This is a genomic window from Streptomyces sp. NPDC002306 (assembly GCF_053593435.1).
Genome location: NZ_JBSFCK010000033.1, coordinates 46668 through 59661 on the forward strand (window position 1 = coordinate 46668; position 12994 = coordinate 59661).

General features: G+C 68.2%; 11 protein-coding genes and 2 pseudogenes. 4 read left to right on the forward strand and 9 right to left on the reverse strand.

What is annotated here, in order from left to right; all coding sequences use genetic code 11:
- Positions 1–156 precede the first annotated feature (156 nt).
- Both ACWCQK_RS34535 and ACWCQK_RS34540 read right to left on the reverse strand, forming a co-directional pair.
- On the reverse strand, positions 157–462 hold the full coding sequence (locus ACWCQK_RS34535; protein ID WP_451161914.1) for a DinB/UmuC family translesion DNA polymerase: 306 nt from the start codon (positions 460–462) through the stop codon (positions 157–159).
- Positions 463–714: 252 nt separating this feature from the next.
- Entirely contained in the window at positions 715–915 is a 201-nt protein-coding gene (locus ACWCQK_RS34540; RefSeq protein ID WP_451161916.1) for a hypothetical protein, read from the reverse strand.
- 252 nt (positions 916–1167) lie between these two features.
- Between ACWCQK_RS34540 and ACWCQK_RS34545 the strand changes: the two genes are divergently transcribed.
- From ACWCQK_RS34545 to ACWCQK_RS34555, 3 genes are all read left to right on the forward strand, one after another.
- A complete protein-coding gene (locus ACWCQK_RS34545) occupies positions 1168–1788 on the forward strand; it encodes an SMI1/KNR4 family protein (RefSeq protein WP_451161918.1) in 621 nt (206 codons plus the stop codon).
- A gap of 245 nt (positions 1789–2033) precedes the next feature.
- Complete coding sequence (locus ACWCQK_RS34550) at positions 2034–2249, forward strand: DUF6243 family protein (RefSeq protein ID WP_451161920.1); 216 nt, start codon at positions 2034–2036, stop codon at positions 2247–2249.
- A 574-nt stretch (positions 2250–2823) separates the two neighbouring features.
- A complete protein-coding gene (locus ACWCQK_RS34555; protein WP_451161922.1) occupies positions 2824–3105 on the forward strand; it encodes a hypothetical protein in 282 nt (93 codons plus the stop codon).
- A gap of 8 nt (positions 3106–3113) precedes the next feature.
- On the opposite strand, the gene ACWCQK_RS34560 is transcribed toward ACWCQK_RS34555, so the two are convergent.
- The 7 genes and pseudogenes from ACWCQK_RS34560 to ACWCQK_RS34590 form a co-directional block, all read right to left on the reverse strand.
- Positions 3114–3527, reverse strand: coding sequence for a HEAT repeat domain-containing protein (locus ACWCQK_RS34560; protein WP_451161924.1), 414 nt, complete (start codon positions 3525–3527; stop codon positions 3114–3116).
- 689 nt (positions 3528–4216) lie between these two features.
- Positions 4217–4624 (reverse strand): hypothetical protein, encoded by a 408-nt coding sequence (locus ACWCQK_RS34565; RefSeq protein ID WP_451161926.1) that lies wholly within the window; start codon positions 4622–4624, stop codon positions 4217–4219.
- Positions 4625–4880: 256 nt separating this feature from the next.
- A pseudogene (locus ACWCQK_RS34570) lies at positions 4881–5202 on the reverse strand (IS110 family transposase); the annotation flags it as partial.
- Positions 5203–5516: 314 nt separating this feature from the next.
- The gene (locus ACWCQK_RS34575) at positions 5517–6374 is read right to left on the reverse strand and encodes a helix-turn-helix transcriptional regulator (RefSeq protein ID WP_451161928.1); all 858 of its coding nucleotides are present in this window, start codon (positions 6372–6374) and stop codon (positions 5517–5519) included.
- Between the two features lie 268 nt (positions 6375–6642).
- Entirely contained in the window at positions 6643–8076 is a 1434-nt protein-coding gene (locus tag ACWCQK_RS34580) for an aldehyde dehydrogenase family protein (protein ID WP_451161930.1), read from the reverse strand.
- 243 nt (positions 8077–8319) lie between these two features.
- Positions 8320–10249: pseudogene (locus tag ACWCQK_RS34585) on the reverse strand (N-acetylmuramoyl-L-alanine amidase).
- Positions 10250–10584: 335 nt separating this feature from the next.
- Positions 10585–11313 carry a protein-L-isoaspartate O-methyltransferase family protein gene (locus ACWCQK_RS34590; RefSeq protein ID WP_451161932.1) on the reverse strand — a complete coding sequence of 243 codons (729 nt, stop codon included), beginning with the start codon at positions 11311–11313 and terminating at the stop codon, positions 10585–10587.
- 501 nt (positions 11314–11814) lie between these two features.
- On the opposite strand from ACWCQK_RS34590, the gene ACWCQK_RS34595 reads away from it, so the two are divergent.
- Positions 11815–12510 (forward strand): type 1 glutamine amidotransferase domain-containing protein, encoded by a 696-nt coding sequence (locus ACWCQK_RS34595; RefSeq protein ID WP_451161937.1) that lies wholly within the window; start codon positions 11815–11817, stop codon positions 12508–12510.
- The last annotated feature ends 484 nt before the right edge of the window (positions 12511–12994 follow it).

The window sequence follows — 12994 nt, forward strand, 5'->3', positions numbered from 1 at the left end:
GCGGGCGGGCTCATGAGGCACGCCGCTGGACGGCGGCGGCCCGATGACACCGGGGCCGAACTCGTCCCGGATCCGGTCGCCGGCCGCTTCCGCGACCAGGCACACCTCGCGCACGTTGTCGAAGCTGATCTGCTGCGCGACATGGCCGCCGTCGGCCTAGTCCTCGCCCTTGAGGACCAGGCCGGTCAACCGTCCGCGCTGCAGTCCGGCCCCGTCCATCAACTGGTAGGCAAGCATGCGCAGGTCGTCGTCGTGCGCCGACGGCTCCTTCAACCGGCGCGTCCGCTCCCAACTACTGCCGCCGACAAAGATGAGCGCCAGGCTCCAGCCGCGGGCGGCTTGCCCGCGCCGGCGCAGCCGCATCCCGAGCAGCACCACCAGGCCGAGCAGAGCGGAACGGACGGCGGCGCCGTCCAGAGCGTGGCGGTCGAAGGCGCAGCGGACGGTCGCGGAAGCAGGCACAGCACGAGCCACGACCGGCTGCGGGTCAATGCCGCGGGCACGGTCGGCGGCCAAGCACCCGGCCTTCCCGCCCAAGGGGCCGCTGCACGGTCGCGGCCGGGACAGCGGCGAGCAGCCCGACCGAATGGATGCCGTACTCCCTCAGCACCGCGGCCTGGCGGGGCCCGATGCCATGCAGCGCGTCGACCCGCAGCCCGGCCAGGCAGTCGACGGCCCGGTCGGAGATGATGTGACGCCGCCAGGCTCCGGGATCTACGCGGAAGCGGTGGCCGCGACAGTCACTGACGGCCCGACGCCGACGCGGACATCGACACCAAGCCGCGAGACCGTGCGCACCCGCAGGACCTCTCCCAGGTGGTGCGGGTCGGTGCCGTAGTAGGGCAGGGCACCCTGCAACTCCACCAACGCCGCGATCGACGGCAGGGCCTGCACCACCGGAGACAGCTGCTGCACCTGCCCACCGCCCGAAGCGGCACGCTATCCGGCGGTGGCCGGCGTGGCATCCGGACGAAAGGCCCGCCGGGTGGAATGCATGAGGCGTGATGTGGACGCTTCCGGAACCGATGCTCACCTCCCCCACTCCCAGGCTGACTCTGAAGCCGGCCTGGGCAGCGGTGCCGAAGTGGGACGGTTCTCCAGACATCTGGAGCTGTGTCATTCGGGCGGGCCGGTAGAGTGGCGGCGGACGAGAGAAGAGATCCTCCGATGGACTCCCGCATATCGCGCATTCGCTCCAAGCTGGCGAAGGTCCCGTACCAGGTGCAGCGCAGCCACTCGATGGGCGCCGAGCGTCACGTGTTTCGCGTTGGCCCACGCATCAGTTCCGCGCAGGCGGACGTCTTCGAGGGCGAACACGACATCGAATTGCCGTCGGCCTACCGAAAGTTCCTCGTCGAACTCGGGGGCAGCGGAGCCGGCCCCTTCTACGGCTTGCTTCCGCTCCAGAAGTGCAGGCTGTTCACCATGGACCGGCAGCCGCCGGACGGCTCCCCGCGGGGATTCCATCACGTGAACCACCCGGACGCGCTGCAAGGAGACCGGTTTCTCCACATCATCGAGATGGGCTGCACCGACCTCTGCCTCATCGGCGTGACTGGCCCCCTCGCGGGCCGCATGCTCACCGGTAACGCGAACGGCTTCTGGCCCCCGAACGTCTCCTCCGCCCAGGACTTCCTCTCCTGGTACGAACGCTGGCTGGACCACATGCGGGACGGCAAGGACAACGACGCCCTGGGGCTCACGTCCCCGGCGACCGTCGCAAGCGCCCCCTGGGGCCCCCGGGCCAGGGCCCGGAACGCTCTGCGGTCGCAAGCCGCCGAGCGTTGAGGCAACGGAACTGGGAACCGAGGCTCTCACAGCGCCCTGGTCTCGCCAAAGGCCCCGCCGACGCCAGGACAGCGAAAAGGTTGGTATGCGAGGCCGACGGAAGCAGGTAATGTCTTTGTCATGTTCTTCCAGACGCCGATTTACGAGTGAGAGCGTGATGGGCCCCTGCTGACGTCCTTCGACGTCGCCGCCCGTCACCCACCGATGAATCCGCAGATCACTTCAAATCATTACCGGGAGAACCCGTGACCGTGAGCAAGAACATCAACAACCCCGTGGGCATGGGCGGCGGCCAGCGCAAGAAGCTGTCCCGCGCCGAACGGCAGAACAACGGCCCGCACCGCAACCGCGACCGCCAGGCCGCAGCCGACCAGAAGGCGGAGCTGGTGCGCAAGATGCGCGAGAAGGCAGGCGCACCTGAGGGCGCCGCGCAGACGGGCGACGACACCGGGCAGAGCTGACGCAACAATGCCGCAGCGCGGCACCGCACGGGGCAGGCCCGGACCGCGACGCGCGGTCCGGGCCTGCTTGCGCCCGCGCGCCACGCTGTCGCCTCGTCACGCCGCCGGGCTGGAGCAAGCCCGTCTCGCCTGCGCGGAAATCGCTCAGACTTACAACCTCGCTCGCACATTCACAGACCTGGTTCGACACCGCCGCAGCCACCTGCTCGGCGAGTGGATCCGCCAGGCCGAGCGATGTGGCCAGCCGTCGATCCGCTCCTTCGCCAGCTTCCTCCGACAGGACTTCGACGCCGCCACAGCACTTGGACAGCCGCTTCACCGAGAGCCTTGGCCAGGTCAGCGCCAGCCGACTGTGCCTCGAGATCCGCGAACGCGGCTACCAAGGGAGCCGCCCGGGTCGTCCGCAGGCACCTCGCGGCCCTCCGCGCTGGCAACGCCGAACAAGTCCGCGCCGACATCCCCACCCCCCGCAAGATCACCGGCTGGATCGTGCGACCACAGGACACCCTGACACCCGACCTCGAACGCCGTCTCCTGGACGTGCGGCTCGCCTGCCCGGACATCGCCCGGGCTTGTGACCTCGCCCCGGGCCTTCGCCGAACTCCTCCGCCAGCGGCGCGGCTTCCTGCTGACTGAATGGATCCCCCAGGCCGAGGAGGACGGACCCAAGTCCATCAGCGAATTCGCCGGCATCCTCCGCGGAAGCCTCGCAGCCGTCACCGCCGGACTCACCCTGGACTGGAGCTCAGGCGTCGTCGAAGGGCCTGCCAACCGCGTGAAAACACCCAAGAGAGCGATGTGCAGCCGGGCATCGTTCAGCTTTCTCCGGACCCGCATCGTCATCCAGGGTGGGTAGCGGTCAGGTCACCGCAGTGGTTCGAGAATCCTGCGAGCCTCCCCGCTCACGTCGCTATCCACATCCGATGTCAATGCCGAGCACAGTGCCGCGAGCCGCTCCCCGTCCTCCTCTGACTGACAGCAGACATTAAGGATCGCAGCATCCAGGTGATCGCCAGTGTCGTCATCCGCGCTGGCGAGTGCGGCCAGCACCATGCGCAGCCCAAGAACATCCCAGCGTTCGAGCAGAGCCTCCGCGGTCTCTTGAGTGACGAAAGTGTCGCGACCATCCAGCAACAGCCGGTGTAGGACCTCGGCTGCCTCGGGAACCTCCGCAACGGCTGCCAGACTCCGGCCTGAGGCTGCTCTCACGGAACATGACGCCGAAGTGGACCCCTGAAGGAGTGGGGTCAGCTCGTCATAAGACTCGGAATCGGTCATGGTTCTCACTCTGGCACACCCCCTTTCGCCCGCACTATCGGTCATCACGCACTCGCGGTCAGAGCGAAACTTCGAGATCGGCATCACTCACGGCCGCCTCCCGCTGCGCCCTGGACACCAGGATCAGTGGCCTGCAGGCCGTGGTCGTGCAACAGCCGTCGTTGCCACTCTCTCGCGTCATGTGCCAATGGGCGACGCAGTACTGGAGGTCCCTGAAGAGAGGGGTGGTCTGCCAGCGAGAGTGGGTACCCCTGACGGGCAGCGGGCCGCAGCCGTGGACCGAAACCATGACTCGGCCCTGGTCGCGGCCGCACGTCGTCATCTCGTTACGGCCGCCGACAACACACGCTCCGTGCCGGGAGTTCTCTCTCAGAGCTTCGTAGAAGCACTCAGGACCCTTCCGCGTCCACTCTGGTGGCACCTCGGAGTACGTGAAAGGGCCGTCCAGCGGTGGTGCAATCCGCCGAACCCGTTGCTCAGCTCGAGCGCGTCTTAAAGTTTTCGGTGGCGGCGGCCACCTCCAAACGGTAGCGGTCGTCGCACCGTTCCTCTGGATCACTGCGGGGTTGGCATAAAGGCCGACCCCCTTCACTGCCCGAACGTCAACATCCGCCGCTTGCTACACCTCGACGGCTGCGCCCCCGCGCCAGGGAGAGTTCGGGGGCGCAGTCTGGGGCGGGGGCAGTCGGCTACAGGACGGCTGTCCAGGCTCCGCGGGTGATGGTGGCCTCGGCGCCGTACACAGGCAGGGAACCCACGGTGTTCAGCCGGTCCCGGATGGCTTCCAGTTCATCCCAGAGGCGGCGGGGCCCGCCCTGGTGGACGGCCGGCCGGTCCAGACGGCCTGAAGCGGTGGCGCGTGCCCAGGAACCGTCCTGGTGCAGCATCCAGCAGGTGCGGCCGTTGTCGGTCCTTTCGCGGCGGTGCTCGACGCCCGGGACGGTGAGTTCCAGCATTGACCACACGTCCCACGCGTCGGGCACGTAGAGCAGCGGGTAGCGCCCGACGCCGACCTCGTCGCCGGCGCCTTGCGCCTTGTCCCACAGGCTGGACCCGGGGCCATCGTCGTCGTAGTCATCGCCAGACCGAGCGTGCATGAAGGATGCGCCCTCAGCAGCGATGTGGCCCTTGGCGCCGCCATCGTCGGTTGCCCAACCTGTCCACCGAGAAGGACTTCGACGGGGAGTCGTTCTCGCCCATCTACACGACCACGGTGACCGTCGACGGCAGAGCACGGGCGGGCCTCTGGAAGGGCACGCTCGTCCGACGGCGTTCTGAACCTCGATCTGCGCATGCCCGCCGAGCTGGGTGGTGACGGGCGTGGCGACACTGCGATCCGGCGCCACCAGACCCTCGTGAACTGACCGCGTACTGTTGGGCACTGGCAAGTACCGCGATCGCTCGGGCGAGGCTGCCGTCGTCGGGCATCGGGCGGTGCATGGGCATGTCGGGTACGCAGGAGGTTCGCGGGTACAAGTGTGCGTCGCCGGGGTCGGACTTCTTGCGGGAGACGCCGTGCCGGTCCCGGTAGCGGGCGGTTGTGAGGGGGTTGATGGTCAAGATGGGCCGCTCTCCAGTACGCAGAGCGGCGACCAGCCGTCCGCGGCCCGTCTCAATGGCCACCGGTATCGGATCCTCAGCGGTATCGCCGGAACTCGGCGAGCACATCCAGCAGCAGCCGCAAGCGTCCCAACGAGCAAGAGCAGCATCCCGGAGCAGTGGAACCCGCCCACCCGAGAGGACACCCGGGAACTCAGCCTGCTCACCCTCGCCCACCGACAGCGTGATGGGTCCCCGACTCCGTCGGGGACCCATCACGAATGATCGAGACTAATCCACTGCCAGAAGCATCCTGTTAGGGCGTTGTCCCAACAGGACGCTCGAGCATCGGAGCCCGGCTCGTTCAGACGATGCGCTTGCGGGCGCGGACGAAGACGAACACCGCCACGGCCGCAGTCGAGGAGGACAGGTGTCCGGCCGGGGAGTGCCTCACGGCCCGCCGGGACCCGGTGTCTGGTTGGTGGTGGACAGGATCGTCAGGAGTTGCAGGTTGGTGTGGCTCTCCGTGCCCGGTACTGCGGTGTAGACCAGGAGCCGTTGGGATTGGTCGGGGTCGACGAGCGTCTGGCAGTGCAGCTCCAGCGCTCCCACCTCCGGATGCAGGAAGCGCTTGGTCGCGCAGTAGGGACCCAGTACTGGGCGCTCACTCCACAGGCCGGCGAACTCCGGACTCTCCCCGCGTAGTGCGTCGACGAGTTCCGCGGCACGCGAGTCGCCGCCGTCGCGGGTGTAGGCGGCGTGAAGGTCTGCTGCCATCAGACGGCTCTGTTCCGCGTGCTCGCTCTCGGGGTGGACCAGGCGCTGGGCGGGGGTGGTGAACCAGCGGTAGTGGGCGCTGCGTGCCAGCCCGGTGTAGGCCGTCTGCTCGCCCAGCAGTGCCACTGCGGAGCGCGTCTGCTTCAAGGTCTCGCCCAGGTGGTTCATCACCTGGGCGGGGGTGTCCTCCAGCCGGTCCAGGATGCGCATCATCCCCGGATTGACGTGGTCGCCGCGCCGCACTCGGTGGGGCAGGGCCTGTCCGGCGAGCTGAAACAGATGGTCCCGCTCCTCCAGCGACAGGTGCAGGCCGCGGGCGATCGCGGCGAGCATCTGCTCCGAGGGTCGGGGGCCTCGCGGCTGCTCGAGCCGGCCGTAGTAGTCGACCGACATGTCGCATAGCGCCGCGACTTCTTCGCGGCGCAGCCCACCGGTGCGCCTGCGGCGTCCACGAGGCAGGCCCACGTCCTCCGGCTGAAGCGCTTCACGGCGTGATCGAAGAAAGGCTGCCAGTGCGGCTCGGTCTCCCATGGCTGTCCAACTCTCGGGGTCGTTCCCGGTGAGGCGTGTCGATCCGGCCGTCCGCGACGTAGGCGCCTGTACGAAGTCCGCGCATCGGCAACACCGTCGCTGAGGGGGTGACAGCCGTTTCAGCGATGCGGCCGGGCTGCGAAATTCCCCCGTGGCTGTGCTGTCGGAGGAACGTCACAGCCCTGGAGAGGCGTACGCCGCCGAGGTCATCGTCGACGACGGCAGTGCGCAGGGCGTGATCGTCCGCGGACGCCGTCGTCGCGCTGTGTCAGCGGGTGATCGCCTTGGTCTCGAGGAACTCCTCAAGACCGGCACGGCCCATCTCCCGGCCGTTTCCGGACTGCTTGTAGCCGCCGAACGGGGCCTGGAAGTTGTGCTTTCCACCGTTGACGTCGATCTGGCCGACGCGCAGACGCCGCGCGATCGCCATGGCGTGCTCCTCGTCACCGGTGATGGCGCCGCTCAGGCCGTATACGGTGCCGTTGGCGATCTCGACGGCGTGATCGTCGTCGGTGTACGGGATGACGACGAGGACGGGGCCGAAGATCTCTTCCTGGGCGATGACCGAGCGGGGATCGACGTCGGAGAAGATCGTGGGCTTGACGTAGGCGCCGGCCGCGAAGCCCTCCGGCCGACCGGGGCCGCCGACCACGAGGACGGCGCCGTCGGCAATGCCGCGTTGGATGTAGGCATCGACGCGTCGGCGCTGGGTCTCTGAGGCGACCGGCCCGATACGTGTGGCCTCGTCGGCGGGGTCACCCACGGTGTACCCCTGAGCGGCGGCCCGGAGCTTCTCGACCACGGTCTCCTGAAGATCCGCGGGCACGAGCATACGGACGTATGCGCCGCAGGCCTGACCGCCGTTGGCCCACGCGTAGGCCAGTCCGCGGTTGACGGCGAAGTCGAGGTCCGCCTCGGGCAGGACGATGTGGGCGGCCTTGCCGCCCAGTTCGAGTGCGACCCGCTTGACCGTGCCGGAGGCCGCGACCGAGACGCTCCGGCCTGCGCGGGTGGACCCGGTGAAGGAGATCATGTCGATCTTCGGGTGCCGGGAGATCGCCTCGCCGACGACCGGGCCGGTGCCCTGCACGACGTTGAACACCCCGTTGGGCAGACCCGCCGCTGTGGCGATCTCAGCGAACATCCGGGCGCTGAGGGGAGAGATCTCCGAGGGTTTGAGAACAACGGTGTTGCCGGCCAGCATCGCCGGGACGACCTTGGTCACCAGTTGCTGAAGCGGGAAGTTCCACGGAGTGATGGCCCCCACGACGCCGATCGGCTCGCGGATGACGAGCGAGTTCTCGATCACCTCGGTCCACTCGAACTGCTCGGCCGCGGTGATCGCGGCCAGGATCGACGCCACCGGGAATCCCGCCTGCGCCTGCCGGGAGAAGGTGATCGGGGCGCCCATCTCCAAGGTGATCGTGGCCGCGATCTTCTCCGCGTGCTTCTGCAGGCCCTCGGACAGACGCCGCATGACGGCGATGCGTTCCTGCGCCGGTGTCGCCGACCATGCGGGGAAGGCGGCGAGCGCGGCCTCCACGGCCTTGTCCACGTCCTCGTCGGTGCCCTCGTGCACCGAGGCGATCACCGATTCGTCGGCCGGGTTCACGACATCGAACAACGCGCCGGAGCCTTGGACAGCCCTGCCGTCGATCCAGTGGGAAGGAGTGGGAAAGGGAACTTCACGGGTTTCGTTCATGCCGCCAAGAAGACCTCGTCCGACGCGGAGGATCCATGCTCCGCGATGCCCATGATCTGCGTCACTCACCTGCCTTCGCCCCGCCCTCCGTCGTCCAGCCTTGCCTCGCCTTGCCCTGGCTCGTACACAGACCGGGTATCAAGCCGGTCGGGTCGCCCGCCTCGTGCGGTTCGCGCCGCGTACAGGGGAGGGACCCGGCCGGGGCGTCGCCCGGCCGGGTCCCTCTCACGCGGCAGGTGCGCGTCAGTTCGCGCCGTCCTCCCAGTGATGGGTCGCGGTGGTCGCGGTGACGTCGTTCGCGTAGACCAACGCCACACGGTGGTTGTACTGGACCGTGTACATCTTCTTGCTGCCGATGACGACCGCTCCGGAGGTGAAGTAGTCGTCGGTGGCGGCGGGCGGCCGGGTGGCGACGTAGGCCTGGCCCGCCGGAACGGTGTACATGCTCAGCGGGGCCTGCGTGGACGCGCCCAGGCCGGCCGGGTACTCCGACTTGTCCGGGTAGCTCGACCCGTAGACGGCCGCCGCGGAGCTGCCCGCGGACTTGATGATCTTCACCCCGTAGGCGGTCCTGGCGTTCTTCCCGTCAGGGTTGTGGAACCACACCTTCGACCCGCTGTACCAGATGGCGGTCCAGTCACCCTGCACCTCGGCGACCACGAACTGCTGCCCGGCCTGCGCGGTACTGCCCCAGTCGCTGATCCGGTCGGTGCCCGCGCCGGTGCCGTGGATGGCCTGGTCGCCGAAGAGCGGGGCGGTCTCGTCCGGAGCGGTGCGCAGGAAGACGAAGTTCGATGCCTGCTGCTTGTCCGTGCAGGCGGGGGTGGCGCCGGTCGGGTCGTCGGCGGGGCAGACCTCGACGGTCTGCACGTTGTCGGCGAAGGAAGGGTCGACGGTCACGACCGAACCCACGTCGGGGACGCCGCGCAGCCCGCTGAGCGGACGGCCGAGCAGGCGCATGAAATGGTCCCAGGTCCCAGGCGTTGCCCGGGTCCCAGTGCATGCCGGACACCAGCGAGGAGTTGGGCCCGGCAACGTTGTCATGGCCCACGATGTGCTGTCGGTCCAGGGGTATGCCGAACCGTCCCGCCAAGTACTTCACCAGGTCGGCCGTGGCCTCGTACTGCGCCTCGGTGTACCAGGTCGCGCCCTGTGCCGCGTAGCCCTCGTGCTCGATGCCGATCGAGTGCAGGTTCGTGGAGTAGTTGCCCGCGTGGAAGGCGATGTCCTTCGTCGGCACCATCTGGGTCACCGCGCCGTCCGAGGACCGCATCACATAGTGTGTCGAAACCGTCTTCTTCGGGTCGGAGAGACTATTGACCCCGGCGTCGTAGGTGGACTCCAGGTCGTGGATGACAATGGAGTCGATCCTGATGCCGTTGGCGGGCCGGTTCGACACCTGGCCGCCCGCCGGGGAGCCGGCGACGAATGTGCAGTCCACCGTCGGCGGGCACTCGGTGTCAGCGGCGGCGGACGCCTTGAGGCGCAACAGCTCCACCTGCGCCTGCACGGGCCGCACGGAAGGACTGGCGGCCAGCCGGACCCGCTGGCCGTCGCGCGTCACGTCGGCCGCGCCGGTGCGGATCGTGGCGAAGACGCGGTCCGCGAAGCGGACTGCCCCCTGCTCCTGTGTCGACTGGCTGTACCGGGCCACGGCGCCGTACCACTCGGCGGCGTCGGCCGGCGTGCCACCGGTCAACTCCTCCTGGTAGAAGGCGAGCAGTGCCGCGCCACCGCGGATGTTCGCGGCGGGATCCGTCCGCAGGGTGTCCACGGACGACCCGGTCAGCTTCGCGGCCGCCTGCAGGGTGTGCAGGGCCGGATTCGCTACGAGGGAGGCGAGGTCGCTGCGCCCGGCGGCACCCGCGCCGCCTCCGGCCATCATGGCAGGGGTGACGTCCGTCAGGTGCATGGGCCCGAAACCACCGTCCGCGCTGGGCAGCGCGCCGTGCGCGTCCCACCGGGACTCCTGGTAGGCCACGCCGAGCAGGACGTTGACGGGAATGTGATACCGCTCGGCGGCAGCGGCGAAGTCCTGCTGCCGGGAGGAGTCGACCACGTCGTCCGCGGTGTCGGCCAGCGCGTTGAACGGCAGGGCGGCCAGGCCGCCGACGGCCAGCACGCTCGCCGCGATCGCGTCCGGGATACGCAGACGCCTCTTCTTCTTGTGCAAGATCATGATCCTTACAGAAAGCCAGGCTGAACAAACAGTCATCACGTCGGCCATCCAGCGGCCGAGCGGGACGACGGACGTCACGGGCTCGAAGCGCCGATGCCCACATGACCGGCCGACTCGGCCACTTGTGACATCAACACCTCCTCGCACGATCATGGGATGCCACGCCGAACGTCCTTGTCTGGACCGGACCCACCCACAGCTCCGCGCCCCGTGGCGGCGGCTGTTGGACATGACGGCTGCCGTCCGCGCCGCGACGTCGCCCGGCTGACCGACCGTCGGGCGTGCCCTCCTGACGTCACGTCGGAAACCGTCACCGGAGCGATGGCTTGTCAGTCAACCAGTACTCCGGGTACTGGACTTGCGTAGATCGAAGGACGGACAACGTGACGTGCCTCGTCGATGGTGACGCGATGCCGGCCACCCGTGAGGGCATGCCGCCCCGGTCTCCGTGTGTGGACACCGGCCTTGACCAACACCGTTTTGTGCACCCCCCAGCTCCCCACGTACGTACTCCCGGACGTCGTCCGTTGGAGTACGGACCGTGACCGCATCGGAGACATGTCATTGACCGACCCTGTTTTGTCGGCGACGAGGATGAGCCCGGTGTTGGAGATGGTGGTGACCAGACGGCCCCCGGACCTGAGCGCATTCAGCCACGAGGCGGGGATGCGCCGTACGGACACGGTGGCGACGATCCGGTCGTACTGCCCCGGCAGCGGCCCGGTGAGGTCCACGACTGCCGTGTCCGGATGCAGGCCGAGGGCGTCGAGTCGGTCAGTGGCGGATTCGACAAGGTACGGATCGACGTCCACGCTCGTCACCAGCTTCTCGCCCAGCCGTCGGCACAGCAGGGCGGTGCCATAGCCGGTGCCGGTCGTCACTAGCGTGCGGCTGTCGTCGCCGAGGGCCGCGTGCCGGTACATGGTCACCACCAGGCTCGGCTGCGTTGATGACGACGATGTCCGACCCGAACCGATGGCTTCTCCCAGATGGGCGTGGTCCGCATGGGTGGGGCCGACGCGGGTCACCAGGGTTTGGTCGGCGTAGGCGGTCTGCATCCACGCCTCGGTGTCGTCAGCCCCGTTGCGGACCTCTCGGCCGACTGCCCGTCGCACTGAGCCCCGGCATCGAACGGTTCGGGTACTTCGAACAGCTGGCCGCCATCAGCCGCGGCGAGGCGGAGTTCGCCTCACTCCTTCCCGAGCAGGACCGCTACGACGTGCACTTTGAGAACATCCCCAACTGGCGGTCTACCCGATCGCGGTCAAACAGCCCGCCGCCTCCGCGGCCTGCCTGGATCGGCCCCACGCTTCCCCCGGTCATCGATCCATGACCGGAAGCTGCCTCGCACGAAAGCAACCTGCAGTCCCGGATCAGGTCGCGGGCCTGTGCGCGCTCCGACATCATCAAGCCGTTGCTCAGAACCTCAGCGACTCCCCCTCCCCGGTTCCGCGCCGCGCATGAATATCCGGCGGTACTGACGGCATGCGCCGCGCCTGATTCACACCTACGCTGGGATGCGCTCAAACCCCACCATAAGCGTGAAGAGGTGGATCACTGTGGCGAAAGTGCTATTCATCGTCAGTGGTGCGACGTACTGGGTGCTGAAGGATGGTACGCGGCACGCGACCGGCTACTGGGCCGAGGAATTCGCGATGCCGTACAAAGCCATCACCGAAGCAGGTCATGAGGTCGTGATCGCCACGCCCGGAGGCGTGATTCCGACGGTGGACATGATGAGCCTCCGCCCGTCCATGGCCGGCGGTGAGGACGGAGCCCTGGAGCTGGAGGAGATCATCCGCTCCGCCGAGGTGATGCGCCGGCCGCTCAAGCTCTCCGACGTCCGCCTCGAGGACTACGACGCGGTTTATCTGCCCGGCGGTCACGGCCCAATGGCGGATCTCGCTTACGACGCCGACGTCGGCCGGCTGTTGACGGCCCAGCTCGCCTCGGGCAAGCCACTGGCGATCGTGTGCCACGCTCCCGCCTCCCTCTTGGCCACCAGGATCCACGGCGAGTCGCCGTTCAAGGGCTATCGGGTGACGGGCTTCACCAACGAGGAGGAGGAAGGTGTCGGACTGGCCGCCAAGGCAACGTGGCTTCTGGAGGACGAACTGAAGGACAAGGTGGGCGTCGACTTCAGCCGGGGCCCGATCTGGGAGCCGTACATGGTCGAGGACCGCAACCTCATCACCGGGCAGAACCCTCACTCCGCGGCAATCCTGGGCGACCGGCTGCTCGAGGTCCTCAAGTGAGTGCAATGCCGTCTGGCGCAACGAGCGCCGGAGAGCTGGTCCTGGTCAGACCGGGCAATTCCCGGCAAGCACGAGGCTCAGGCTCGCACGGCGCCCGGTGAGACAAGACGCGGAGCGTCGCGTCCTCTCGACGGCACGAGCGAGTCCTCGCGCCGACACGAGCGCGCGCCCACCGGCGCAGTCGAAGGACCGCCGGGGGCGAAGCGAGACGGTGCAGCCGGTCCTCAGGGAAAGGCCACTGCCTCCAGACCTCCTGCACGACCTCCGCGCCCCGACATCCTGCGCTCGTCGTCGGCGGCGAGGAAATATCCGGCCGACCGATCACTCGCCTCGTTAAAGTAACCCCTAAGCTAAGACGTCGTTTCTTTTGGCTGTCAGGGCGGTGTGAGAGCCTCCGCGCATGAGCTACGACCTGGCTGTTTGGGAAGGCGAGCGGCCGGCGGACGACAAGATCGCCCGCCGGGTCTTCAGCGACCTGTACGAC

What these genes read in the sequence shown, in the direction of transcription:
- ACWCQK_RS34560 (WP_451161924.1), bottom strand. Translation starts at nt 3,527, where the DNA reads ATGACCGATTCCGAGTCTTATGACGAGCTGACCCCACTCCTTCAGGGG.
- ACWCQK_RS34590 (WP_451161932.1), bottom strand. Translation starts at nt 11,313, where the DNA reads ATGCAGACCGCCTACGCCGACCAAACCCTGGTGACCCGCGTCGGCCCC.
- ACWCQK_RS34575 (WP_451161928.1), bottom strand. Translation starts at nt 6,374, where the DNA reads ATGGGAGACCGAGCCGCACTGGCAGCCTTTCTTCGATCACGCCGTGAA.
- ACWCQK_RS34580 (WP_451161930.1), bottom strand. Translation starts at nt 8,076, where the DNA reads ATGAACGAAACCCGTGAAGTTCCCTTTCCCACTCCTTCCCACTGGATC.
- ACWCQK_RS34545 (WP_451161918.1), top strand. Translation starts at nt 1,168, where the DNA reads ATGGACTCCCGCATATCGCGCATTCGCTCCAAGCTGGCGAAGGTCCCG.
- ACWCQK_RS34565 (WP_451161926.1), bottom strand. Translation starts at nt 4,624, where the DNA reads ATGCACGCTCGGTCTGGCGATGACTACGACGACGATGGCCCCGGGTCC.